Below are 26817 nucleotides of genomic sequence, written 5' to 3'. Positions count from 1 at the left end.
ACTCTAAAACAACACTATAAATGGAGGTGAAGGAGGGATTCGAACCCTCGATACGCGCAAACGTATGGTTCCTTAGCAGGGAACTGGTTTCAGCCACTCACCCACTTCACCAAACGACGTAAGACTTTTTAAGTTCTAAAAAATAGTATTATTGCTGATAATACGTCTTATCCCGTGGGCGATGATTATAGCAAAACCAAAAATAATTGCAAGCATTGTCTAGCTATTTAATGCAGTTTTTATGATATTTATTTTTTTATATCATCTTATGCCCTTTTTAACGACCAAATCATCTCTAAAAATCAGCAAAAATAATGTCTGAGCCACTCAATACACACTCAATTGCTCTTTATCGGTACACTTGATACACCACCAATTTTCTATATACAATCTCTCACCTACTATGGCTTTTTCAACAGTGGATAGCTATAGTATTTATTATTCATTTTTAAAATATATCAAAGGAAGTGTTATGCGACCAGTGGTTCTTTGCTTTTCAGGATTGGATCCCTCAGGTGGTGCTGGATTACAAGCGGATATCGAGGCCATTGGCCAATCAGGTGCGCATGCTGCCATCGCATGTACAGCGGTCACTATCCAAAGCTCACAGCAAGTATTTGGCTTTGAAGCCTGCGCAGCACCTTTGGTAAAAGCTCAAGCCACTGCCGTACTTGATGATTTACCTATCAATGCCATCAAATCAGGCATGCTTGGCACCACTGACAATATCGCGATGCTGACCCAGTTATTTGCTGAGAAAATTATCAATAACGACACACCTTTTGTATTAGATCCTGTATTGGTCGCCAATAGCGGTGGCAGCCTAGGCGATGAAAAGACGCTGGTTGGCGCATTTAGACAGCTGTTGCCTTACGCTACTTTAATCACCCCAAACACTCATGAGCTACGTGCATTAAGCGGTGAGCAAGACCTGCATTTCGGTGCACAAAACCTATGTGCCCAAGGCGCTCATGCTGTACTGGTAAAAACGTCACATGACTTTGAGAGCGGTGATATCGAGCAGTACTTATATATAGAGGGTAAGATGGTATACAAAAGCATCTTGCCGCGTCTAGAGGGCGAATTTCACGGCTCAGGATGCTCACTGGCCAGCTTTATCGCTGGACGCTTGGCAATGGGCGATGCCCTTATCGATGCGGTAAAAGCAGCAGACAGCTGGATTACTAGGACATTGCGTGCAGCGGATGCCCCTCATCCTGATGACGCTCAAGCCCAGTTGATACCCAATCGTTTCATTTGATTCCAACTGATTGATGTCTTTATATACGGATAGTGTTTATCAGCGACAAAAAAAAGGCGCTCTATACTTTTATAGAACGCCTTTTTTATATCTTGTATTTTCGACAATGTAACTTTTGGCTTAATAAATTTGGCTTAGCCCAACATCGGCAGAAGACTCGCTGTCAACCCGCTGATAAGCATTTCTAGCAGAATAAAAGCAAAAAAAGCAATCATTGGTGACAAATCAAACATACCTAAGTTTGGCGTGATACGGCGAAACGGTTCCAAGATTGGCTCTGCAAGATTTGTAATGATACCAATAATCGGATGCTGAGATTGAGTGAACACAACAATCCAGCTGACAATAATTGAACCAATCACCAAGTAGCGACACATGCGTAAAAAGTCTAATAGTAAGCTGGTTGTACCGGTGAAAAATAACGGTACAGGCGCAATACCTTTATGCGTCAATGCCGCTTTTCCAGAGATATCGATCAGGCGAATCAAAAACATCAGCACGATAGCAGCAATACTGATACGCCCCTGTGCCACCGTTGGAAAAATACGTCCAAAGATATCAACAATATGGGTCGCTTTATAAGCAGGGGCTATCATTGGATTGCTCGCATCCATACCTGCAAACTGCAGCATGAAACGAATAAACACCAACATCATAGCGAAGGTAGTGACCAAATCAAAGACTTGAAATAACATGTTGTTCATGAAGTACGACTCAATGTGGCATTATTAATAGATTTTAGGATGACAAATGTCATGATCAGATGCGCGATATTACTACTCAGGTGTGTCATTGGATGTTAAAAAATGGTACACCTGAGATAGGGAAAACTATTTACTCATTTCTTCACTAAGCGCTTGGCTACGGTCAGAGCAAGCTTTCATGGCTTCGCCAATTTGACGGCCAATCTCGTTGGCTTGCATCGACTCAACTGCGGCTTGAGTCGTACCCTTAGGCGAGGTAACCTGACGGCGTAATTCAGCAGGTGTGTCGTCACTGTTCATTGCCATTTTTGCAGCACCTAGCATGGTTTGCATTGCCAATGCTGACGCTTGCTCTTTGTCTAAACCTAATGCAACTGCGCCATCGACCATGGACTCAAGAAAGTAGAACATATAAGCTGGCGCTGAACCTGATACGGCAGTTACCGCATGCATTTGCGCTTCGTCATTGACCCAAATGACCAATCCCGAAGCTTCTAACACTGCGGTTGCTAGCTGCTTTTGTTCCGCAGAAATATCGTCAGTACCATACAACCCTGTCGCACCCATTTGAATCATCGAAGGCGTGTTTGGCATCGCACGCACAATGTTGTCATAACCACCCAACATGTCAGATAAAAGGGCTGTCGACAAACCTGCTGCTACCGAAATCACCAATTGATTGTCTAAAGCATCCGCAAATTCACCAACGACCTGTCTCATTACTTGTGGCTTGACCGCCAATATTACGACGTCTGCGCCAATCACAGCAGCTTTGGGATTTTCGCTGGCATCAACCGTGTTCATTTGCTGATTATCATACTGCTCGCGTGTCTCTGCGCTGGGTGCTGATACCGTAATCAGCTCGGGCTTGACACCGCAGCCAATAAGACCGCTGATAAGCGCTTTTGCCATGTTGCCGCCGCCGATAAAACTTATTTTTTTATTATCTAATACAGACATTGCTATTCCTTTTTGCCGAAACTTAAAAATACTCAAACTAACATAAGCTTATGTAAAATGACGTTAAGTTTATCATACTGCTACTAGAGCCGTTTGATAAATTGACGGCATCCAACACCACTGTAAACTTCGTTATAACACTGAATTAACATCGACTATTACACGACTAAACTGTTAGATTAGAAAGGAATTTATATAAAATGGACTGTGAAGAAAAATATGTTTTTGATTCGTAAAGCTACGCCAGCAGATTTTCAAGATATCGCTAACATTCACTTCAAAAGTTGGCATACCACCTACTTAGATTTACTACCAGAATCTTATGTTAATGATAAAAACAACTTATGTAAAAAGACAAAAATGTGGCAGGGTTTGATGACACATCCTGATGTTATTGTCTGGGTGGCATATGATACTAATGCTAATAATATCGTCGGGTTTATTGGGTACTTTGCTGACAACACACATTATGAAATCACAACGATGTATGTGTTACCCGACTATCATGGCCTAGGTATAGGCACTAAATTAATGCAAACTTCATTGCAAACCCTTCTAGATTCTCATATCAATATCTATGTTTGCTTATGGGTACTAGAAAATAACACGCCTGCTATTAACTTCTATAAAAAATTCGGCTTTGTACATAATGGAGAAAATAGTGAAGAATGCTACGAAAATACTCGCATAATAGATATCAAGTTGGTAAAAAACCTAACGATCTAACGGCCCATATCGTTTAAAAGGTGTTTGGCAGAAAACCATCTACGCTTAAAATACTTCGAATAGCACTGTCTAAAAAATCCGTTTTTTCCGTAGTGCCTATCTGTCGTGACTCTAGTGGTGATTCATTTGTGCCTAATATCCAACTCTCAAACGGTGATGTGAGTAATAGAGGAATATCAGTTTGTATACCACTTCCATCCTCGGATTCTTTTATAAAGGTAATGCTAACTACTATTAAGCTTTCTCGTAGCCATAGTGGAATGCCAAGGGTTTGATACAGCTTTTTGCCTGCTTGTGGGCGCGTAGCCCTTTCAGTTTTCAACCGTTGCTGACGATTTAATGGCGCTGTTTTGAATACTGCTTGCTGTGCTATACCGTCCACACTATTATCTAATAATCGTACCAGCGTATCTGCTTTTACTTGCAACTGCCAAGCATAACGATCACTGCTGCGTACGGTGAGTGATGTCAGAGTATTATCAGCTGAATGATTCGATAAAGTCAGGTTAGATAATGGCAGCACCTGCGCCGTCAGTGGTAGATTGAGCCAAGACAGCCACTCACTACTGAAACGATAGAGCTGCTGACGGTAGCGACGAACGGTATAGGATTGCCTGCGACCCTGCCAAAACAGTTCTGTCTGATGATCTTGGTCATCACGTTGGCTTAGCGTTAGTACATCATCGACGAGCTGCTTAGCTGGTGGTAATGGCTCATCTTGACCTAGCCAGTAATGTAATAATTGACGTTGGCGATACAGTGGTAGTTTGTGCAGATCATCAATATTTAGGACTTGCTGAGCAGATGGTAACTGTAATGAAGCATCCGCTGTCTGCTGCAAATCTGTAGCAGCTTGTGCACTCACACTTGACTGTGCTTCACTCAATAGCTGCGCACTGCGAGCAATATTATCAATGACGTTGGGGTTGTACGTAGCCAGTGCTGGCATGATGTCACGGCGCAGCCCACTACGTACGTTGTCGCCGCTGTCATTAGTAGGATCATCTATATAAGGCAACTCTAAGCGCTTGGCATAGGCGCTAATGTTTGCACGTCGTACCGTGAGCCAAGGTCGCCACAGTATATTGCGCTGCGAGCCCTGCGTTTGCACTCGCCATGGCTGCATGCCTGAGAGGCCATTCACGCCAGCGCCTTGAATCAATCGCATCAATACGGTTTCAGCTTGGTCGTCAGCATGATGTGCTAATAGTAATACATCGTCTTGGTTAATATGAGCACGCATGATGTTATAGCGAGCTTGCCGTGCTGCTTGCTCATCATGCCCTGTCACTTGAGCTTGTAAGACACGACAAGGGATTTTTTGAGCCTCTGCCCAATCAGCAACATGATTGGCCCAGTGCTGACTATCTGTTTGCAAACCATGATTAACATGCAGCAATTGCGGCAAAAATGGCAATTTATCTTGTCGATAGAGCTGCACACACAGCGCCGCAAGTGCCAGTGAATCGCGCCCACCACTACATGCCAGCCAAAGACGACGACCATGCAGCTGTTCACCATACTCGGCCAAACTGCTCAATAATGCAGTTGCCAGCGTATTATCAATCGGCAAGTCGGCAATTGGTTTAATAGGATGTGAGAGGATTGCGCTGCTGGTCATATTCAGCCTTATTTTTAGTTACGTTATATGCTTCATATAGTAACAGCCATAAAAAAACGCGCCATTAAATGACACGTTTTTATTTTAGCATTAAGACTCAGTCGCTAATATGAAAAGCCTATTATTAAATAATAGTGGCTTAACAACAGAGGCGTCATAGCAACCAATTAAGCAGGCAACATCACTTCAGAGTTAAACGTTTTTAGCTTTTCATAACGTAGCTCACAACGCTCTTGAGGATCTAAGTCTTTAATTTCATCGAGCTGTTCAGTGATTAATGCTTTTAAGGCAATCATCACAGGCTGTGGCTGAATATGCGCACCCTCACCTTCTTCGATAACAGCGTCAATCAAGCCCATTTGATAGAGGTTAATGGCGTTTAATTTTAATGCTTCACTAGCATCTTGTGCTTTTTCAGCGGTTTTCCATAAGATGGATGCACAACCTTCAGGAGAGATGACTGAGTAAATACTGTTTTGTAGCATGTTTACTTTGTCACCAACGCCAATCGCTAATGCTCCGCCTGAGCCGCCTTCACCGATAATGGTGACAATGATAGGTACTTTTAGGCTAGAGAACACAGCGATGCTTTCTGCAATCGCTTGCGCTTGTCCGCGCTCTTCTGCACCGATACCAGGATAGGCACCTTGGGTATCCACAAAAGTCATCACAGGGATATTAAAGCGCTCAGCCATTTTGACCAAACGAATGACTTTGCGATAGCCTTCAGGATTGGCCATACCGAAGTTATGAGCAATACGCTCACGGGTACTGCGACCACGATGCTGACCGATTACCATCACAGGCTGACCGTCAAAACGCGCAAGACCACCAAGTATGGCTTTGTCGTCGGCAAAAGCACGATCGCCGTGCAACTCGTCAAATTCGGTAAAAAGCTGATTAACATAGTCCATAAATAATGGACGCTTGGCGTGTCGTGCAAGCTGCACACTATCCCAGACAGTGCTCATAGACGCTTCCCTTTAATATTTATACTTAATGTATTTATGTTTAAGAATAATATCGTTATCCGTATTCAGATAATGAAAGTACAGTTGTAAACTCAATAGAAGCTATAGTAGCACATCTTAAATAGCATGACATTATCGACAACGCCGCTTTTGTTACGTGACTCTTTAGCTCGATACTCACAATGGTAACTGTTCAATCTCTTGAGTCTCAACCTCTTGAGTCTCAATGACGCTAAGCTGTACACCCCACTTAGCGAAATGATCAATCTCCGTACGCAAATCAGCCAGCAAGAATGCGTAATGCTCACTGCTATCCGCCACAGTGATTTGCCAGCTATTTTCAGCGACTACCTTCAGTTGTAGCTCTGGTAGCTCATAATCACTGCGGCTATGATGTGCCAGTACGGCAAGGCGCAACAATAAGCAGAGATAGACCAGCTGATCACCACCAATCTGACAAGTCTGCTCCAACATATCAGCTTTGAGCTTGCGACGATGGTTGAGCATTAGCTGTGCCATACGCTTTTGATCGACTTGCGAAAATCCTGGAATGTCAGAGTATTCAAGCAAATAGGCACTGTGCTTGTGATAACTGCTGTGACTGATCGCCAGCCCTATTTCATGTAGGAAAGCAGCTCGTCTGAGTAAATCACAATCATCATTGGTCAGAGCGAGCTTACCTTTTACTTGCTCAAATAAATGGCGGCTGGTTTTTACCACTTGTTTGGCTTGCTTTTTGTCCCCTGAATAACGCTTAATCAACGCCAACACACTGCGATCACGTACATCTTCGCTAGCAAAGCGTCCAAGCATGTCGTACATCACGCCTTCACGCAAGGCACCATCTGAGTAGGTAATGGTCTCAACGCCCAACACTTTCATCACCGCACGCAGCACTGCCACACCAGCAGGGAATACCGCTTTACGATGGTCTTTGACACCTTCTAACTCGATATCATCAATATTGCCAATCTTAATCAGCAATTTCTCTAATTTTTTGACGCCTCTATAAGTGATGCGTTCTTGCTCATCGGCCCAGCCTTTGGACACAAGGACATTGCGCACCGCTTTGATCGTGCCGCTTGAGCCGACCACACTGCTCCAGCCCGTTTTTTGGTAACGACCATTGATCGCCAAGACTTCTTTACGCGCGCCTGAAATCGCATCGTTGAAGGCTTCTTTGGTAATCAGCCCATCAGCAAAGAATTTTTGCGTAAAGGACACACAGCCCATTTGTAAGCTTTCAGTCAATATGGGATCGAACTCTTGGCCGATGATGAACTCTGTCGAACCACCGCCAATATCCATGACCAAACGTTTATCACTACTCTCATTGGTATGTGAGACGCCCAAATAAATCAATCGCGCCTCTTCGCGGCCAGCGATAATCTCGATGGGTTTTGGCAAAATCTTATTGGCACGGGAAATAAAAACGTTGGCATTTTTGGCTTGCCGAAGGGCGTTGGTGGCAACCACACGAATACGCTCTGGAGGTACGGAGTCCAAGCGCGCCACGAATCGGCTCAAACAGTCCAGACCCCGCTGTTCAGCTGCCGCACTTAGAATATTATTCTCGTCCAAACCAGCAGCGAGCTGTACCTTTTCAGACATAGAGACTACTTTTCGCACTTCCCCATGATCAAGACGAGCAATGGCTAAATGAAAACTGTTGGAACCAATATCGATGGCTGCCATCATTTCATCATCGCCGATAGGCGGATTCGTAAGGTAGTCAATAAGCATAGGACAAGTCGTCACCGTGTTAGAGAGAGTGGGTAGTTTACCAAAATCATGTGCTACATAGGTATAAAATCACATGTGTAGAAAAAATCAACCTCTACACAAATCAGAGCAATTTTGCCATTAAAGCATTTATACCAAACACTCGCAAGCAACGCAAAATCATAGCGAGCGTGTAAAAAACCCATACATGAAATGACAGCTATCTGCTCAGTATCGGGTGCTTGTGTTACTCATAGCGGTTTGCTACATTGAAAGCGGTCAATATCATGATAAAAAACCGTGCTTTACGAGCTATCTACCCGTACAAATCAGATTAAAAATCATTAAAAATTCGCCTAAAAATCGTCTGCGATTGATAGTCAATAAACACACCAGCAAGGAAGCTAGCCACATGAACCAAGCCACCACAAAAGACGCTACCAAAACCGCTGATACTCAGGCCCGCAGCATTAAAAAAGACATGGTAAAAATTGAGACATCACCTACACAATCATTTTATGACTTTTACTTAGACGAGCATCAAAACATGGCCTGTCGCCGCCTACATTTCGCAGGCAGCAGCTTTGGCTTATTAGGATTGGCAAAATCTGTTACAACTGGCTCAGCAAAACCTTTGGTAAAAGGCATCGCCGCAGGATATGCCTGCGCGTGGGTCGGTCATTTTTTCTTTGAAAAAAACAAGCCAGCTTCTTTTAAATTTCCATTAAAAAGCTTCGTCAGCGATTTTCGTATGTATAGCGATGTCCTACGAGGTAATCTGAGCTTGAAGGATCGTAAGTTTGATAAAGCATAAACAAGGTGTTTGTACTGTTCGCCAAGTCTGGCATTTATGACTTTAAATGAACGGAATGCCTATAAATAAATATATTAACTAGGGCGTGTCATTATTGAGATTGTGGGGCTTAAAACGACTAGGGTCTGTTGAACATTCAAATATTAGAGCTGCTGATTGCTAAAATTGCACCAAACTAGGCGTAAGCCGACGATAATGTCGAGACCTTAGCTAGGTTTGTAACAACGTTTGGGGGGATTTTAGCATCAGCCTTTCAGGGCAGTACTCTTTTTTGCCAATATATGGCGAAATTGTCTAACCTAGAATAACTAGGCGTCAAAAATTTCACTGCATATTGTCTAAAAAATAGTGACTGCCAGCACCACATTTGAATGTTCAACAGACCCTAAAATTTGATCACAAAAAAACCAGCGAGCATGCTGGTTTTTTTGTGACACATGACAGGCTATAACTTACTAAACTATGCCTTTGCCATTTCTGCAAATATCTCATCAGCCGCTTTGATTGACACATCAATATCTTCATCGCTATGCTTGATAGACATAAAGCCTGCTTCATAAGCTGACGGTGCCAAGTAAATACCGCGATCTAGCATACCGTGGAAGAAAGTATTAAATACGTCCATATCGCACTCTGTCACGTCATCAAAGTTCTGAGGCACAGCAGTCTCATTGTCTCTGACGAAGAACATGCCAAACATGCCGCCAAGCTTATTGGTACGAAGGTTAATGCCATGCTTGTCAGCCGCTGCTTGGAAACCATCAATCAGACGATCGACTTTCATTGCCAACTCATCATAGAAGCCCTCTACCGTTAAGTCTTCAAACATCGCAATACCAGCACGCATTGCTAGCGGGTTGCCTGATAACGTGCCAGCTTGATAGACACCGCCAAGTGGCGCGATGCAAGACATGACTTCTTTTTTACCGCCGAAAGCACCAACAGGTAAACCTGCACCGATGATTTTGCCAAAGCAAGTCAGATCAGGGTCAATACCGAAATGTGCTTGCGCACCGCCAAGTCCGACGCGAAAGCCCGTCATGACTTCATCAAAGATTAATACCGCGCCATTGGCTGTACACTCTGCACGCAACGTGTCATGGAATTCTTGTGTCGGAATGATCATGTTCATGTTACCAGCGATAGGCTCCAAGATTACGCAGGCGATTTCTTCGCCCCATTTCTCAAAACAATCTTTAATCGCTTGCGGATCATTATAAGGAATCGTAATCGTATGCTTAGCAAAATCAGCAGGCACGCCTTTAGAGGTTGGCTCACCAATATCAAGCATGCCAGAACCTGCTTTTACTAACAGGCTATCTGAATGCCCATGGTAGCAGCCCTCAAACTTCACGATTTTGTCACGCTGGGTATAACCACGTGCCAAGCGAATGGCACTCATGGTCGCTTCTGTACCAGAGCTGGTCATACGAATCATTTCAACGCTAGGCACGATATCACAAATCTTGTCAGCGACCGTGGTTTCAAACGGCGTTGGTGTACCAAAGCTTAGACCATCATCAGCGGCTTTTTTAACCGCATCGATGACTTTTGGATGCGCATGACCCAAAATCATTGGGCCCCAAGAGCCAACATAATCGATATAAGCATTGTCTTCGGTGTCATAAATTTTGCTACCATTGGCACGGTGCATAAAGATAGGCGTACCACCGACTCCAGCAAAGGCGCGGACTGGCGAGTTAACGCCACCTGGGATATGTTTGCTAGCTTGTGCAAAGAGCTGTTCGTTTTTAGTACTCATAGTTATTCTCTACTCATAGGTTCTATGTTTTATAACTTCTGTATTTTTTGACTAAACGTCTATTTTATATTTGTTTATTATCCAATTTTTCAAGCACGTTTGGAGCGCTAGGCTTTTTTCACGACAGATGACTTAAGCTTCATTGGCCCGTAGCCATCAAGTTTGCAGTCGATATCATGACCGTCAGTAGCATCTGGCAACAGGCGAATGCTTTTCGCTTTCGTCCCGACTTTAATCACGATTGAAGAGCCTTTGACTTTTAGGTCTTTGATCACAGTCACCGCATCACCGTCTTGTAGCTCGTTGCCGACAGCATCACGAATCACTGCATCTTGCTCTTCAGCTTGCGCAGCATCAGTCTCAGCCGCCGTCCACTCATGAGCACACATTGGACATACCAGTAACGCACCATCTTCATACGTATATTCAGCATCACATTTCGGGCAATTTGGTAAGCTCATTATTTCCTCGACAGCCATCGTACATTAGGTTAATTGTAGAGCTGATATTGTATCGTAACTCGTCATCTTTCACCAATTTGTACGCTTGAAAATCAAACGCTATGCCCAATTTAACACTTAACTCATCGCTTACTGATGACGTTTTTTATGACAGGGTTTTTTGTGGTACTCTTCTTAGCCTCATTTAAATTTATATGCACAAACACTGTCAATGATAAAAGCGCCCATATAATTTTTTATCACTTCGATTTACCCTCTATATTAGGGCGTGTCCCTATTTTAAAAATGGCGATAAAAATGAGATAAATCGCAGGTAAACAAGGAAAATAGCGTAGGTAATATCGAGCTATTGGCCAGCTATTTGACGCCGTTTGCTAAAGATATATCCATTTTTAGCCCATTTAGTCATAAACATTTGAATTAGGGACATGCCCTAATAAGTAAGCTCTCATCAGAAGGATGATAACAATGACTCAGTCTTCAAATCTATCAGTCGTACCGCAGTTTTCGCAATTAACTATCCAAGGCGAGGACGCCGAAAAATTCTTGCAAGGACAGTTGACTTGTGACGTCACCAAACTTGGGCTTAGCTATCAGGCAGCCGCCATCGGTAACCTAAAAGGTCGTATTGAATTTGGTATTTGGATTAAGAAGCAAGCAGAAAAGCAGTATGATGTGGTCATCAGTAGCGACTGTGCGGATGCTCTACAAGCCCACCTTAAAAAATATGGTGCATTTTCTAAATTTGAAACCAGCGCGCCGACGCCAATTTATCCTTGTGTCCTTGATAATGTACCAACTTTTAGCCATAAAGATGACCATAATACGACTGAGGATACACAAGCTTGGATGCAATGCAGTATTGCCACTGGTAACTATTGGATCGTAGCTACCACTCAAGGTGAATTCCAACCGCAAGAGCTGCGTCTGCATCAGCGCGGCGGTATGGATTACGACAAAGGCTGCTATCTGGGTCAAGAAGTCATCGCTCGTATTTATTTCAAATCAGCACCCAAAGCATTTTTGCACTATGTAAAAGGCGTTGGTGAGCTACCATCTGCAGGTGATAAAATCGGTAAAATCCAAGTGGTCAATGCAATGAAAAATGATGATGGCTTTACCGCTTTGGTCGTGGCACGCCCTGAACAGTTGGCAGAGAGTGATTTGAGCATATTGGACTTGCCAGCTGCACTACAAGTAGATGTTGCGCGTCCAAAATAGAAATCGGATCAGGCAAGCGACGCAGCAAAGGTGACGGTAGTTTAATACAGCGCGCCCGTCATGACTAACATGAGCATAGAGAATCCTATGACACATATTGCGGTACTCGGAGCAGGCGTGGTGGGCGTGACCACCGCATGGTATCTACGTCAGGCAGGCTATGATGTGACTGTGATTGAGCGCGAATCAGCAGCAGGCATGCAAACGTCATTTGCCAATGGCGGTCAAATATCGGTCTCACATGCCACGCCTTGGGCCAATCCTGCGACTCCGATGAAAGCGCTCAAGTGGCTGTTTAAGGAAGATGCACCACTACTGTATCGTTTGCGCGCTGATAAAGCGCAGCTCAAATGGGCCATGCAGTTTTTGCAAGAGTGCCGCGCCGATAGAGCCGATGCCAATCTCGTGCAAATGGTGCGCTTAGGTCTATATTCAAGAGATACTTTACAACAGCTGCGAGCAGATATCAGTATTGACTACGAGCAACAGACACGCGGTATTATGCATTTTTATACCAATCAGGCTGAGTTTGATGCGGCAATAGAACCAACTGAACGCATGCAAGCGCTTGGTTGTGAGCGTTACGTGATTGATATTAACAATGCTGTCAACTTAGAACCAGCGCTTTACCCAATTGCGCATAAGCTGACTGGGGCGACCTATACTAGTCGTGATGAGTCTGGCAATGCGCATCTATTTACCCAGCGCTTGGCGCAGCGCTGCATCAATGCTGGCGTACAGTTTTTATATGATACCGAGATTTTGGCACTCAATGCTGATGCTGACTCTTCTCGTCCGCATGTGCACAGTATTACTATCCGTCCAACAGGCGAAAATGCGCAGACTTTCACGGCTGATACTTATGTGGTCGCGCTTGGCAGCTATAGCGTACCTCTGCTAAAACCTTTGGGGATACACGCGCCAATATTTCCAGCAAAGGGTTATTCGGCTACTTATACGGTGAATCCACGTGCGCCGCATTTAGCGCCTTTTGTTAGTTTGATTGATGATGAGTTTAAACTGGTTACTTCACGATTGGGTGACAAATTGCGAGTCGCTGGTACCGCTGAATTTAATGGCTATAACTTAGACTTAAATGCCACGCGCTGTGAAGCCATTACTCGGCGCGTGCAGCAATTATTTCCAAAAGGCATCATCGCAAACTCGGTACAATATTGGACAGGACTGCGCCCGATGACCCCATCGAACGTACCTTTGATGGGTCGCGCACACTGTGGTCAAGTCAAACATGGTAGTCATAACGCTTCAGCCACTTTTGATAATTTATGGCTTAACACTGGGCATGGCACATTGGGATGGACACACTCTTGCGGCTCTGCAAAGGCCCTTAGTTTGTTAATACAAGGTGAAACGCCCAACGTCGATTTTGATTTTATCGGCATGAGCGTTTAATCAGATCAGTGATATATGCAGATTACAAACAAAAAAGGCGCTCACTTTACGTGAACGCCTTTTTTGTATTTCTACAAATCTATAATTAACTTTATGCTAGTGCGCCTTCTGCTACAGTTTCCGTAGCAGTAAATAAACTATCTACACCCATATCCAATGCTTCTAATTGCACAGGCACACCATTAACGGCGGCATTACCACTCAACTGATCAATCAACGTCTCATCAGTCAAATCATTAACGCTGACACCTGCATGCGCTTGCGCAATTTTCTGCTTCACCCCTTTGCGTCCGTGACCAAAGCCATGCGGGATACTGACCACGCCTGGCATCAGCTCGTCGGTCACTTCTGCCACGATAATCACGCTCCCTACGCGAGAAGTTACTCTGACATCTTGACCGTCGGTAATCCCATGCTGCTCTGCCGTTTGCGGATGCAGCATTAATGTACAACGAGATTTGCCTTTTACCAATCGATGGCTATTGTGCAACCATGAGTTGTTACTACGCACATGACGACGGCCAATGAGTAAAATCTCATCATCATTATACTGCTGTACCATCTCTCTCACCCGTGCCAAATCTGCTTGATAAAAATCTACATGAAGATGAATCTGCTTGTCTGCATGCTTGATAGCGTCTGGCAACATGCTATGCAATGGCCCTAAATCAATGCCGTGTGGATTTTCCATCAACGCCTCTAACGTGACTTCTTTATGAGGTCCGTACTTTAAACCCTGCTCTAACAGAAATTTCGGTCCAAATGCCTTTATCGCTGCACGTTCTTTTTGCGTTGCTTCGGGCGCATCTTTATCCAAGCGTGCTGCTAGCTCTAAATAAATCTCCCAATCATGTCTCGTCTCTTCTGATCTCTCAAACAAAGCAGGCGAGTATTTGGCGACATTATGGACAGCAAAACCGTTAAATGTAACGTCGTAATGGTCACGCTCTAACGGTGATACGGGCGGTAAAATAATATTGGAATGGCGACTGGTCTCGGTCACAAAGTAATCAAGTGACACCATAAACTCTAGTTTTGACAGCGCTTCATCCAACTTTTCACCGTTTGGGGTACTTAGAACAGGGTTGCCAGCGATCATGACGAATCCTTTTAACTGACCTTCCCCTTCTACCAACATCTCATCTGCCATCGCAACCACTGGATACTCACCATTAAAATCTGGCAAGTTGCTCACGCGGCTATGACGTTTACCCAGATAGCCTGGACCCGAACTGTTCACAACATCGACGGCAGGATTCGGGAACATCAATCCGCCCACTTCATCTAAACGACCCGTGACGATATTAATGACCATGGATAAGTACTGGCTCAGCAATCCAAACTCTTGCACTGAGATGCCCATACGGCCATAACAAACCGAGCTTTCTGCTTCACAAAACTCTTTGACGATACGTTTGATTTCAGGTGCAGTGATACCCGTAATATCTGCCACTGATTCAGGCGTGTATTCTTTAGCAAACAAAGCAAGTCGGTCAATCTCTGGTGCTAAATCGGCGACCTTGCCATCTAACTTAGCATAGCCTTGCGCATAGATTTCATTCAGCATGGCAAGTAATAGCAACACGTCTGTCGCGGGGCGAATAAAATGGTGCTCACTAGCGATATCGGCAGTTTCTGTGCGTCTTGGATCAATCACCACCACCTTGCCCGCGCGGGCTTTGATGTCTTTTAGCTTTTGGCGCATGTTTGGTGCGGTCATGATACTGCCGTTAGAGGCCAGCGGATTGCCACCGATGATGAGCATGTATTGGGTGTGATTGACATCAGGAACTGGAATACGCAGCATGTGACCAAATAGATGCATGCTAATAATATGATGTGGCAGCTGGTCGATAGAAGTGGCAGAAAAACGACTGCGCGTCTTTAAACTGGTAAGTAGTTGTTTGATGGTCAACATACCACCCATGTTATGTACGTTAGGATTACCTAGATAAACACCCAACGCATTTTGACCATACTTTTGCTGTATGGATTGAATACCTGCGGCGACTTTATCCAACGCTTCTGGCCAACTAATAGATTTCCAACCGTCTGCCGTTCTTTCTACCGGCTGACGCAAACGGTCAGGATCTTCATGCAAATCTTGCAAAGCGGTGGCTTTCGGACAAATATAGCCTTGCGAAAAAGGATCGTTTTTGTCCCCTTTAATCGACAAAACTTTTTCGCCATCATGTTTTATTTCGACACCGCACATCGCCTCGCACAATGTACAAGTTCTAAAATGCGTTTGCATTTCGCCTAACGTTGGTGCAGCCGTGGTTGTGGCCATAGTCACTCTCCCTGTTGTGTTTTTTTGTTCTAGATTTCATGACAATAATTTTTGCTTATTATCACTACTGACTAGTATTGCTTCCGTGCAAAAAATTGGCAAACAGTGCATCAAAGCTGATACTCAACGTGGCAATCGCTTGCTGCCTTGAATAACGCTGCTGATGACAGCCTAATATGAGCTCATGTACTTGTGCCGCCGCCATATCGACGCATAGATTGACAGCACTGCGCTCGCAAGTGCGATTAGATAACTGCAATCCCTGAATAAATATCTCTGTCCACTCTTCTTGTACCTCGGTGACTAAATTGCCCAATCCGTTGTTTAACGAAGATTGATTTTCTATATTGGCAGTAAACCGTGGGCGATCCTCTAACAAATGTTGAAACAGTGCAATGTTTTGAAATGCCGAATCAAAAATCATCACCAAACATTGCTGACAGCGCTCATTAAACTGCGCTTTACTTAATACATCATAATCTTTGAGCATATCGACCCACGCCAGTCGCATGGGCGATAAATAATTGTCTTTTAGCTGGGTGCTCAATTCATTTTGCAGCGTGTCTAGGCTGTCAAAATGGTTATAAAAGCTTGGCTGTGCGATACCAGCACCTTTGGCCACTTTATTCATGCTCATGCCCTGAGCGCCCTCCAAGCTATACAGTCTCAAGGCACTTTTTAATAACGCACGCCGCGTCTTGGCTTTCGCCAGCTCACGTTTCGTTTGCACTTTTTCAACGCTCATTTTGTTAGGTGCATTCGCTATCAATATACACTCGCTTATCAAAAATAATTCATAGGATTTCATCTTAACTATAAGGCTATAGTCATTTTAACAAGAAGTCTATCATTAAATGTTACACGGCATTCACTCTCTAGGGTCTGTTGATAACGACTGCCAATTTTTAGTGTTTTTTATCTATCAACTTAAAAATATTTATGCTGTCAGTTTTATAATTTACGGCCAAAATTACTGAGTAGCTTTACGTATATCACTGATAAAGTACGCTATTTATTACACAAATGGATGACTCATAACACAGATGCGCAGATTCCCATAATGAAGCAACACTCTAAACATTGCGTATACAGACAACGGGATTTTGAACGCTTATATTAAATATCACCAGTTGGCTTAAGTTTTACCCAAAGCAGCTGAGTGAAGTGTGAAATAAAAACAGATGGAATAATAATCTCGATAAACAACCAAATAATAAAAAGGAATATAACAATGAACGAACATACGCTAAAAGGTGAATGGAACCAGATGAAAGGGTCAGTCAAACAGAAATGGGCAGAGCTCACTGATGACGATCTCACCCATATCGAAGGTAGTCGTGATAAGTTGGTTGGCCGTGTACAAGAGCGTTATGGCCACGCCAAAGAAGATGCGGAGCGCGAAGTAGACAGCTGGCGTCTCGAAAATAAATACTAATGAGCTTTGGTAAGCAATCTTGTTTTGAGTAAATCAAAAAAAACCGCATAAAAATATATGCGGTTTTTTTATATCAATGGTCATCGATATGTTTATTCAGAAATATCAATCAGCATCATCCAGACACGATAAAACCGCATAGCAATCAATTGTTATGCGGTTTTATTGTTAACTATCCATGTTACCTATCACGACTGCTTTCTATGCATCCTTGCACAAATATTCAGTATATTGTGATACTGGGCATCCTGCCCTTTTTACTACATTACAGCTTCAGTATTAACTGCTGCTATCAGCACAGGTTATGTGTCCTTACTTCAATGACCATTATCATCCTGATGCTGGTCATTGAATCATTATCCTTAATGCGGTCAACTCAATCCTTGAGTCACATTTCCTAATGCCGTGTGACTATAATGCCTAATTCTGACTCTCATGTTAAGTCGCGTAAACGTCATTGCTTGTAAGCATATGCTTACAAAAGCCTATTTTACTTGTCATAATCATTACAACTTATTAACGCAAATGACACTTAACATCAAGTTTTGTGTTTTATCATAGATAATGTAAGAAAATATTTCAAAAAATATAGCGCTAAAAACTCACCCGTCTAATGCTATTTTAACGTTGTCATACCAAAGTATCAAAAAATAAGCCCTGCTGTTGGTTACTATAAAATCAGGGTCGCCAACCTTCTATCTCTCTGAAAACATTATAGGATACTGCATTATGAAAATTCTAAAGCCATTCTCATTTAAGGCGGTAGTATCTGCTGGCTTTGTGGTGGCATTACTAGGTACGACTGTCGGTTGTGCAGTGGTAGGTCCAGGCTATGACAATCAATCCATCTATCGCGGTGATCGTAGTCGTCAAAACAATAGTTTTAATCATGTCAGCCAGCAGTTAAGACAGGACCTACGTCGTAAAGGCTATCAGGTCATGGATATTAAATCTGATAACTACCGCGGTGATCGTGCCATCACGGCTTATGCTAAGAAGAACAATCAAGCCTACGAGCTTAAGTATACCTATCCCTCTCTAAGGCTTATCAGCTCAAGCAAGGAGTCTTGGTCCAATAATTGGGAAGGTCAAAAGCATCAAAAAAACAATGGTCGCTATAAAAAAAATAAACATAAGAACAAAAATAATGGCAAACATCATAACGGTAAGCATCATAAAAACTGGTGATATTGAAGACTGTATAAAGCCGCGTCACCCATTAGCGCATTTATACATTTAGTGGTCTTCAAATGAGCAAAACTGATTGTTTTGATCTTTTTAGCCACCTACTCGAAATATTAAAAACGTATTCATATTAGGATAACCTTATGAAAAATTTATCATTTTCAACATTCAAAACTGTGGCATCTGTTGGTATGTTCGCAGCCTTACTAGCGGCAACCACTGGCTGTGTCACTACGCCTGGTGGCTACAATATATATGACGATATTTACGAAGATGTTTATAAAGACAGTCACGAGCATAAAAAACACAAAGGCAAGCACAGCAAAAACGATAAACATGATAAACACAATTACGATTCTGCTGTCGAGCAGCGAGCCACCAATAAAGTCCGCAGCATGGGATACCGTGTCAAAGATGTCAAATATAAGAAAGGCGATCGTAAAATTAAGGTCAAAGCCGAACGTGGTCGCGACGATTATAAAATCGAGCTGGGCTATCCAAGCTACAACGTGATTAAGCTCAAAAAACACTGATTACTTTTGAGGCGTTCACACCCTTTTTCTATAGGCAATTGAAGCCTTTTAACCTTTGGAACCAAATAAGTCATTCAGTGGCTTATTTGGTTTTTTTATAAGAAATCTTATACTTTATAAGCTGAGATTCTTGCTTTATAAAATTAAAAATCCAAGACTTTTATCACATCATAGGCTGGTGTTTCATACGGGTGCGCCTCTTTTAATGCGGCAATGGTAGCATCGATAAATGCTTCATCTACCACCATTTCAACTCGCCATTCATCGACCATTTCTAAACTATCCTGTGTGCCAATATGCGGCTCACTGCCTGATAGTGGCATAAACTGACCAGCTCCTCGTACCTGCCAACAGCATTGCTCATAGTTTCCAATCTTCCCAGCGCCAGCAGTAAACAGAGCTGACTTTACTTTGTCTAACGCTTCATCAGGAATAAAAACGGTCAATTTATACATAGATTTACCTCATAAAATATATTTAAGTATCAATCTGCTATTTCTTAGACAAGGAAGGATGATCGGTCCATATATAACGTAGCAGCCAATCTTTAGCGTCGCCTGCATAATCGATACCAATGCGTGGGCGTAGTGATACAGGTGGATGGCAGCCATCATCTTCTATCCAAACTTCTGATGATGGCGAGATAGGTTTGCCATATAAATCACGATCAATTTGCAAGCGTTTCGTCAATTTACCAGGGCCTGCAAACTGTTTGGGATGGCTAAGCTGTTTGTCTGAGTTAAGTAGTTGCTCGTCAACTAGACGATCGCTATCCTCTGTCAAAAATCCAGCGCGTATCAGTACAGATTCAGGCGACTCTGCAGCACCACTGATTAAGTTAAGCATATGATGTACACCATAGGTCAAATAGACATAGAACACACCACCTTGCTCATACATAATCTCTGTGCGCGCCGTTCGAGTACCTGCATGTGAATGGCAGGCAGGATCATCTTGACCAATATAGGCTTCGGTCTCTGAGATACGCATTCGCAGTACTTTCACCGTACCATCGGTATCTATCAATTTTCTACAGAGCACTTTGCCAACCAAGTCAGCAGCAACTACACAGGTTGGACGCGTAAACCAACTAGGCTCTAAAACAGTTGAGGAAGCAGTAGACATCAGCGAAACCTTTTCTTATTTTTATCATCTAATTGACATGACCAAATACTAATAAACAAGTATTAGGGCGTGTCCTCAATTCAATCGATAGTTATCTAAATGGGTCAAAAATGGCTAAATCTTGCCAAATGGCGTCAAATAGCTGACTAATATCTCGATATTATCTGCGCTATTTTTCTTGTTTGACTGCGATTTATCTCATGTTTATCACCATTTTTAAAATGAGGACACGCCCTAGTAAATTAGCACAAAATTAAGATAAGATATTAAGGACAATGTTTACGCTATGTTTGATTTTCTATACGAGTTAGGCTACATATCTGTGTCCAAAAGACTAATATTGATAGTGCGTGGTAAGCATCAATATTTATGGATAAAGAAGGTTTCGCCATTAATTGTTATTGATAAATAGATAAAAATCGCAGTCTGTTTTGAGTAGTTCCATTATGCCAGTCTGTTTTAAGTAGTCTGTTAATAGGTTTGAGGGGCAAAATAACTGGTTCCTTTGGGGTATACCCTAAAATCTAATCAAATTACTCTATATGGCTTATTTGTCTAAAGCGAATAATTAAATGGTTCGTTATACGCTGTTTAATAGACAAGTATTTATACATAAAAAAGGCAAAATAAAGGAGTCTAAAACCACCGTTTTTTTAGACTCCAAAATTTTAAGAAATTTTTATTAGGTGTACCATCACAATTGATTAACTCTGTCTTAACAACACTTATATGTAATAAATCAACCGCAATCCCAGTTGTATACTAACTGGTTAAAATCTCGTGCTAAAAGTGCTTCAGGCGTAATAAAGAAATTCGCTACACCCATATCACCCCACATGATATCCACGTCATCATCGCTATCAAGTTGGAATAACAGAATATATTGTCTTAATGATTTCTCATATTCACGAGGGTCAGTTTGGGTGAAATAAGGATAGCCTAGGATTTGATGACCACCAACGCCTGCCAGTTCGAGGTATTTGTCAATAACATCGTAAGGGTCAACATCATCCAACCCTTTCGCTTTGAGCTCTGCTTCTATAGCATCTTCATCATAAAGTTCGCTCGTTTCAGATGGTGTTTTTCCTGTGACTTCATAAGGGTCGTAAGCATAGAGATTAGAAGACTGCACCGCCTGCTCAAATGTTAGGGCAAATTCGTCATTCACACCAAAAGGTAATACGTAATCCTCTTCTAGAAAAATGGTTTTGACACTAGCCATAGCCTCGTCTAAGTCGGCTTGATTAACAGGTAAGTTTGTATCTGCCCAATAACGCACTTGATAAGTATCACTGGGATAAGGTTTATCAAAATCAGCACCGTATAAGTCAGTATTGCCAATATATATCTGTAAGATACCATTATCAGGCAATGGTTGCGGTAGTTGCGTTAAATCCACAGCATTACTTAACTCTGAAAAATTTATCTGCACGAGTAACGCCAATGGTTTGCCGTCCGCCTGACTGGGATAGGTTTCGCCCATCGGCAAATAACCCATACCACCCACTTTACTGGCAGTTAAAGGTAACTTTCCATTGCTATTTTTTAGTATCATTCGCACCATTTCAACACGGCTTTTTTCAAGCATTGTTTGCAAGGTTGGGCTAGGTAAATTAGTATCGTCCGTCATATTCACTCGCTATAGTTATTTTAATGATTAGTGGATTACTTTGTATCTAAATACTGATCCCTGCAGTTAATCTGATAGAAATTAACTTGGGAGATTTTAATCACACAGCTCGATAATCCTGTGCTGTGGGTTTGATAGTGATTAAGTTCCTGTCCAATACTAGCAGTTCGATGCCTGTATAGCGCACCGATCACAGATAGAATATGTATGTTAGGTACACCACGAAGTACACTGCGACTATTTCACTGAGCAAAACCATTGATAACATTAGCACGCAGCCGAGTATTCAAGTCCTCACTAGGGAACCAATATTAATATAATGACATAAAAAAACTGAGCACATGGCTCAGTTTTTTATTTTATGCTAAGTATCAGATACTTATTTTAATGGCACACCAATACGGTCAGCCACTTCTTCATAAGCTTCAATCACATCACCTAGTGACTGACGGAAACGGTCTTTATCAAGTTTCTTCTTAGTGTTCTTGTCCCAGATACGGCAGCCATCTGGTGAGAACTCATCACCTAACACGATACGGTCATGGAATACGCCAAACTCTAGTTTAAAATCAACTAAGATTAAATCACCCGCATCAAACAATGCCTTTAATACATCGTTGACTTGATAGGTCAACTCTTCCATCTTAGCCAATTGCTCTTTGGTCGCCCAGCTAAGAGAGACAGAGAGTGACTCATTAACCATTGGATCACCAAGCGCATCGTCTTTATAAAACAGCTCATAAGTAGGCGGCGTCAATGCTTGACCTTCTTCTAAGCCCAAACGACGTACCAAGCTACCAGCTGCAAAGTTACGAACCACGCACTCTACAGGAATCATGTCCAAGCGTTTAACCAACACTTCATCATCAGACAATTGCTTCTCGAAATGCGTTTCGATACCCGCATCAGACAATTTTTGCATGATAAAAGCATTAAAGCGGTTATTCACCACGCCTTTACGTGCCAATTGTTCGATACGTTTACCATCAAGCGCTGAGGTATCATCACGGAAGTGCAAAATCAGAAGATCATTGTCTTCTGTTTCATAGACAGATTTGGCTTTACCTTTATACAACAGTTGTTGCTTTTGCATTATGGGGGTTCCTGTTCGTTCAAGCTTATGTGGTAAAAACGCGCAGCTATCGCTGACTTATATGTTACAAGTTAAAGACGATTATAATAAAAAAACCGCCAAAGTCAGCGATATAAATAAGGGAGTCAATTTGGTTTAATTCGAGGCGTTACTGACAGCGCGCTGTGGTTTTGGCAGCTGATACTGATTGCCTGATTCATTCTTTAGTTTGAGCGTGTTCGCGCCTACATTAGGCGTTGGGTATAAAGGCACAAAAGGCGCCGTTTCTTGGGCAGCTGGTAGCTCTATCGGCGCAAGTTTTTTGCTTTGTTGATAATCTAAGCTGCCATTGTCGCGTTTGCCTAGCAAATCTTTGGTACTCTGGCAGCCACTTAATACTAAGGTGCTACCCAAAACTAGGGTCAGCATTGCTGGAAATAATTTTGTCGTTGATGATGCTGTCTTTGATGTCACTGTCATCATGTTGTCTCTCTGAGTTAGCAGTTGTGACTCATTTAGGCGACTGGCTTATCATTATAAGCTGGCTCACCGCCAACTCGAAAGTGAACAATCGAGTTGGCCACAAGCCTTAAATCACTGAGTATCCATTTATAGTATATTTGCCCGAACCAACGCTTGATCGATAGTGTCGTGATGTGCGTCAGCCAGCCAAACCAAGGGTAGACGAATACCTTTATCTATCATTCCCATTTTATGTAGTGCATATTTCGCTGGGATAGGGCTTGATTCGATAAACAAGTCACGATGTAGATGCTTGACCACGTCATGGATTTTACCAGCCGCATCAAAATCACCACGTAAGCCAGCAGCAAAAGTTTCGCTCATGGCTTTTGGCGCTACGTTCGCAGTGACCGAGATATTGCCTTTGCCACCTACTTTCATCAAATCAAGCGCCGTACCATCGTCACCAGATAGTACGACCATTCTATCACCAACGACTTTAATCAGTTGCTCACCGCGACCGACAGAGCCTGTGGCATCTTTGATAGCAACGATATTATCAATATCACACAAACGCTCGACTGTTTCTTGCGCGATATCAACGACCGTACGCCCTGGCACGTTATACAGCATTTGCGGTATATTGACAGCGTTGGCAATGGCTTTGTAATGTTGGAACAAGCCTTCTTGCGGTGGCTTATTATAATAAGGAGCGACTAGCAAAGCACAGTCTGCGCCTGCATCTGCTGCATCTTGAGTCAGTTTGATCGCTTCCATCGTGTTGTTGGCACCAGTACCCGCGATGACCGGTACACGACCTTTGACATGCTGGACAAAATAGCGAATGACATCGCTATGCTCTTGCATAGATAGGGTCGCTGATTCACCAGTAGTACCAACAGCCACAAGGCAATGCGTGCCCTGCTCTATCTGCCAATCTATGAGGTCTGCCAGACGTTTATAATCGACCGTGCCGTCAGGATGCATGGGCGTTACCAAGGCTACCATTGAGCCTTGTAGTCGGGTTTTGATCTCGTCGTATGCTGTGCTCATAACCGTGCCTTACTGTATTATCCTAGCTTTTATCAAAGCTGTCACATGATAGGTCGTTTGCAAGTGGCCAAAGCGGTATATGCGTTGATAGACGCTGATGGCATGACTTGCTTGATGTTAATTCGGCGTCTCTATTTACTATAATAGCGTTTGCAGCAGAGATTCTTATGTATACGAAGCACTTGCTAAACGATAGAATTATAATAATAAGAGCGCTGGTTAGTGTAGCATATTTTGGTTTAACCGCTATCAATCAATTGGCCATACGCCCATAAATTTAATGCCAAAAAATACGTTCTATCATTCACTGACAATCATCAAATTTGGCTCAAAACCTTACTGTTACATGCTCATATCACGGTAAATCAGTTTAGCTGAATAAATAAACGCTGATAAGTCTCTTCTGTAATATTAACGAATCGTCAACACATCAATAGTGGGACGGTAAAGTCGAAAGGGCAGTCCTCGTGTCCCAATACCACTACTGACGAATATATTATATGTTATTACCAAGCTGACGAAAGCACAATCATTGATGTACACACTGCTTTGACGCTTTTAATGACATTTAGTAAAGCTCGAAGAATGGCCTCTACTCAATCCGTAACCCGATAATCGCAGGGATACCTTGACGGATAACTTCCATCGTCACCACGCCTTTTTCAGGTAATGATGAAATCGCATCTGAAAAGTCAGTTACTTCCTTAATCGGTTTTTGATGGAAATTGGTAATGACATCCCCTGCCAATATACCCGAACGTGCAGCAAGCCCAGTGGGGTCAACTGTCGTCACCAAAATGCCTGTTTTATGATCTACGGCGATTTCGGCTTGCTCATCGACAGTCAAATTACGTAGACGTAAGCCCAACTGTACATCGTCATTCTGTTGATCACCGCCTTGTGCTCTCACGTCATCAGGTGCATACGCAAGCTGGCCACTGACCATCATTTGCTTACCATTACGCTGAATCTGCGCACGGAATGCATCACTTGGCTTAGCTCGATTTAGCAGATTCAACAAATCTGAGGCCTGCATAATCTGCACATTGTTATATTGCAAAATAATATCACCAGGTTTTAGACCAGCCTTTTGTGCTGGTGAGTCTGGTGACACACGTGTCAATAGCGCACCTTGAGGGCGAGCCAGCTTATAAGCCTCAGCTAGATTACGATCGATATCTTGTGGATAAATACCTAGATAAGCACGCACCACTTCGCCATCTGTTTTTAGCTGCTGATAGATATCCATTGCCGCGTCAATCGGTATCGAGAATGATAGCCCCATATAACCACCGGTACCACTAAAGATACGCGAGTTAATACCAATAACTTCACCGCGCTGGTTAAAGAGTGGCCCACCTGAATTACCTGGGTTCAGTGCCACATCTGTTTGAATAAATGGCACACTGGTCTCACGCGAAAAACTGCGCGATTTGGCACTGACAATACCCGCGGATGCCGAGTAATCAAAACCAAATGGTGAACCAATCGCTAGTACAGGCTCTCCTACTCTCAGCGCATTCGAGTCACCGATAGGTAGAGGTGGGAATTTATTACCCACGACTTTCAACACTGCCACATCTGAGCGCTCATCACTACCGACTAAAACTGCATCTAGCTCGGTTCTATCATTGAGTGTGACCGTGATTTTATCCGCACCTTCCACCACATGATGGTTGGTCAGCATGTAGCCATCAGAGCTGACAAAGAAAGCTGTGCCATAAGCATGCTCAATCGCTGGCATGGTAGCCTGTTCAGGAATACTTAGACGATCGCCAAAAAACTGACGTAGCAGCTCAGCTGTCTGCGCCTTGGCAAGCTCAGCTTCACTAATCGTTTTTGTGACGTTCACACGGGCGACTGCTGGGGTCACTTGTTGCACCAAGTCAGAGAAGTCTGCCGTGCTGACTGCAGCTTGAGCACTGGTCATAGTCGTGGCGGTCATACCAACGACCATCGATGTACTGACAGCAAGCGCCAACGCACTACGCTGTAACCAATGCTGCATATTCAATTTAGATTGTGCTGTAAACATATCTGTACGCATACCATCCTCCATATGAGTGATCATGATTGTTATTATTGTCAATGTTAATAAATTGGTTCTGGTTATTCTCTAGAGCCATTATAAGACAGGTAAAAAATGTGACTTTAGCTTAAGCCATCTTAATATTTTTTAGCTTGTCTGCATGCTATATCTATATCTATATTTTATTGCCTTTGCATGGCAACCGTTGCTGCAACTCTTTCATAGTGAATTCACGATACAAGCTGCATGCACGATAAATGCCGCTACTGTATGATAAACCATCACGTTATTTTGCTATCATTTCAGTAATTCAGGATAACCCAAGGATTGGTTATTTCATAATGGTTCTATACCCTGTTGTGGTTGC

Annotated in this window: 24 protein-coding genes and 1 tRNA gene; 8 read left to right on the top strand and 17 right to left on the bottom strand. The window is 42.9% G+C overall.

All coding sequences use genetic code 11. The features are described from left to right. Positions 1–21: 21 nt before the first annotated feature. Positions 22–111: transfer RNA gene (locus QL982_RS06650), tRNA-Ser, on the bottom strand. 361 nt (positions 112–472) lie between these two features. Here QL982_RS06650 and QL982_RS06645 point away from each other — a divergent pair. Beyond that, entirely contained in the window at positions 473–1261 is a 789-nt protein-coding gene (locus QL982_RS06645) for a hydroxymethylpyrimidine/phosphomethylpyrimidine kinase (protein WP_290161826.1), read from the top strand. 134 nt (positions 1262–1395) lie between these two features. Here the strand turns inward: QL982_RS06645 and QL982_RS06640 are convergent, their stop codons facing one another. Continuing rightward, a complete protein-coding gene (locus QL982_RS06640) occupies positions 1396–1965 on the bottom strand; it encodes a YggT family protein (RefSeq protein ID WP_290161828.1) in 570 nt (189 codons plus the stop codon). 126 nt (positions 1966–2091) lie between these two features. Further along, a complete protein-coding gene (gene proC / locus QL982_RS06635; protein ID WP_290161830.1) occupies positions 2092–2925 on the bottom strand; it encodes a pyrroline-5-carboxylate reductase in 834 nt (277 codons plus the stop codon). 219 nt (positions 2926–3144) lie between these two features. Here proC and QL982_RS06630 point away from each other — a divergent pair, with 219 nt between their 5' ends. Then, positions 3145–3651, top strand: coding sequence for a GNAT family N-acetyltransferase (locus tag QL982_RS06630; RefSeq protein WP_290161832.1), 507 nt, complete (start codon positions 3145–3147; stop codon positions 3649–3651). Positions 3652–3664: 13 nt separating this feature from the next. On the opposite strand, the gene tilS is transcribed toward QL982_RS06630, so the two are convergent. The 3 genes from tilS to ppx all read right to left on the bottom strand — a co-directional run bounded on the left by tilS (position 3665) and on the right by ppx (position 7986). Further along, complete coding sequence (tilS, locus tag QL982_RS06625; RefSeq protein ID WP_290190237.1) at positions 3665–5272, bottom strand: tRNA lysidine(34) synthetase TilS; 1608 nt, start codon at positions 5270–5272, stop codon at positions 3665–3667. 167 nt (positions 5273–5439) lie between these two features. Then, entirely contained in the window at positions 5440–6243 is an 804-nt protein-coding gene (locus QL982_RS06620) for an acetyl-CoA carboxylase carboxyltransferase subunit alpha (RefSeq protein WP_290161835.1), read from the bottom strand. A gap of 177 nt (positions 6244–6420) precedes the next feature. Next, the gene (ppx, locus tag QL982_RS06615; protein WP_290161837.1) at positions 6421–7986 is read right to left on the bottom strand and encodes an exopolyphosphatase; all 1566 of its coding nucleotides are present in this window, start codon (positions 7984–7986) and stop codon (positions 6421–6423) included. Positions 7987–8446: 460 nt separating this feature from the next. Between ppx and QL982_RS06610 the strand changes: the two genes are divergently transcribed. Beyond that, positions 8447–8779 (top strand): DUF962 domain-containing protein, encoded by a 333-nt coding sequence (locus tag QL982_RS06610; RefSeq protein ID WP_290161904.1) that lies wholly within the window; start codon positions 8447–8449, stop codon positions 8777–8779. A gap of 460 nt (positions 8780–9239) precedes the next feature. Here QL982_RS06610 and hemL read toward each other — a convergent pair whose 3' ends face one another. Together hemL and QL982_RS06600 are read right to left on the bottom strand one after the other, a co-directional pair. Then, entirely contained in the window at positions 9240–10541 is a 1302-nt protein-coding gene (hemL, locus tag QL982_RS06605; protein WP_290161839.1) for a glutamate-1-semialdehyde 2,1-aminomutase, read from the bottom strand. Between the two features lie 107 nt (positions 10542–10648). Further along, the gene (locus tag QL982_RS06600) at positions 10649–11002 is read right to left on the bottom strand and encodes a zinc ribbon domain-containing protein YjdM (protein WP_110921964.1); all 354 of its coding nucleotides are present in this window, start codon (positions 11000–11002) and stop codon (positions 10649–10651) included. A 468-nt stretch (positions 11003–11470) separates the two neighbouring features. Here QL982_RS06600 and QL982_RS06595 point away from each other — a divergent pair, with 468 nt between their 5' ends. Next, positions 11471–12223 carry a folate-binding Fe/S cluster repair protein gene (locus QL982_RS06595; RefSeq protein WP_290161842.1) on the top strand — a complete coding sequence of 251 codons (753 nt, stop codon included), beginning with the start codon at positions 11471–11473 and terminating at the stop codon, positions 12221–12223. Between the two features lie 87 nt (positions 12224–12310). Then, entirely contained in the window at positions 12311–13636 is a 1326-nt protein-coding gene (locus QL982_RS06590) for a D-amino acid dehydrogenase (RefSeq protein ID WP_290161844.1), read from the top strand. A gap of 91 nt (positions 13637–13727) precedes the next feature. Here the strand turns inward: QL982_RS06590 and QL982_RS06585 are convergent, their stop codons facing one another. Then, positions 13728–15926 carry a molybdopterin oxidoreductase family protein gene (locus QL982_RS06585; protein ID WP_290161846.1) on the bottom strand — a complete coding sequence of 733 codons (2199 nt, stop codon included), beginning with the start codon at positions 15924–15926 and terminating at the stop codon, positions 13728–13730. A gap of 64 nt (positions 15927–15990) precedes the next feature. After that, positions 15991–16671: a TetR/AcrR family transcriptional regulator gene (locus tag QL982_RS06580; protein ID WP_290161848.1), complete on the bottom strand. Its 681-nt coding sequence runs from the start codon at positions 16669–16671 to the stop codon at positions 15991–15993. A 486-nt stretch (positions 16672–17157) separates the two neighbouring features. Here QL982_RS06580 and QL982_RS06575 point away from each other — a divergent pair, with 486 nt between their 5' ends. The 3 genes from QL982_RS06575 (at position 17158) to QL982_RS06565 (ending at position 19079) form a co-directional block, all read left to right on the top strand. After that, positions 17158–17361: a CsbD family protein gene (locus QL982_RS06575; RefSeq protein WP_290161851.1), complete on the top strand. Its 204-nt coding sequence runs from the start codon at positions 17158–17160 to the stop codon at positions 17359–17361. 729 nt (positions 17362–18090) lie between these two features. Further along, entirely contained in the window at positions 18091–18549 is a 459-nt protein-coding gene (locus tag QL982_RS06570; RefSeq protein WP_290161853.1) for a hypothetical protein, read from the top strand. A 140-nt stretch (positions 18550–18689) separates the two neighbouring features. Then, positions 18690–19079, top strand: coding sequence for a hypothetical protein (locus tag QL982_RS06565; protein WP_290161855.1), 390 nt, complete (start codon positions 18690–18692; stop codon positions 19077–19079). A gap of 143 nt (positions 19080–19222) precedes the next feature. Here QL982_RS06565 and QL982_RS06560 read toward each other — a convergent pair whose 3' ends face one another. The 7 genes from QL982_RS06560 to QL982_RS06530 form a co-directional block, all read right to left on the bottom strand. Continuing rightward, positions 19223–19534 (bottom strand): NGG1p interacting factor NIF3, encoded by a 312-nt coding sequence (locus QL982_RS06560; protein ID WP_290161857.1) that lies wholly within the window; start codon positions 19532–19534, stop codon positions 19223–19225. A gap of 37 nt (positions 19535–19571) precedes the next feature. After that, complete coding sequence (locus QL982_RS06555) at positions 19572–20204, bottom strand: DNA-3-methyladenine glycosylase (RefSeq protein WP_290161859.1); 633 nt, start codon at positions 20202–20204, stop codon at positions 19572–19574. Positions 20205–20943: 739 nt separating this feature from the next. Beyond that, complete coding sequence (locus QL982_RS06550) at positions 20944–21834, bottom strand: DUF1963 domain-containing protein (protein ID WP_290161861.1); 891 nt, start codon at positions 21832–21834, stop codon at positions 20944–20946. A 379-nt stretch (positions 21835–22213) separates the two neighbouring features. Further along, complete coding sequence (gene purC, locus QL982_RS06545) at positions 22214–22927, bottom strand: phosphoribosylaminoimidazolesuccinocarboxamide synthase (protein ID WP_290161862.1); 714 nt, start codon at positions 22925–22927, stop codon at positions 22214–22216. Between the two features lie 135 nt (positions 22928–23062). Next, a complete protein-coding gene (locus tag QL982_RS06540; protein ID WP_356645147.1) occupies positions 23063–23410 on the bottom strand; it encodes a hypothetical protein in 348 nt (115 codons plus the stop codon). 105 nt (positions 23411–23515) lie between these two features. Further along, a complete protein-coding gene (gene dapA, locus QL982_RS06535) occupies positions 23516–24421 on the bottom strand; it encodes a 4-hydroxy-tetrahydrodipicolinate synthase (protein ID WP_290161864.1) in 906 nt (301 codons plus the stop codon). A 592-nt stretch (positions 24422–25013) separates the two neighbouring features. Next, positions 25014–26468, bottom strand: coding sequence for a Do family serine endopeptidase (locus QL982_RS06530; RefSeq protein ID WP_290161866.1), 1455 nt, complete (start codon positions 26466–26468; stop codon positions 25014–25016). Positions 26469–26817 lie beyond the last annotated feature (349 nt).

The sequence above is a fragment of the Psychrobacter sp. 5A.1 genome, assembly GCF_030407455.1.
Classification (GTDB): domain Bacteria; phylum Pseudomonadota; class Gammaproteobacteria; order Pseudomonadales; family Moraxellaceae; genus Psychrobacter.
Note: the sequence above shows the minus strand (reverse complement) of the source record. Positions and strands in the feature narration are given on the sequence as shown.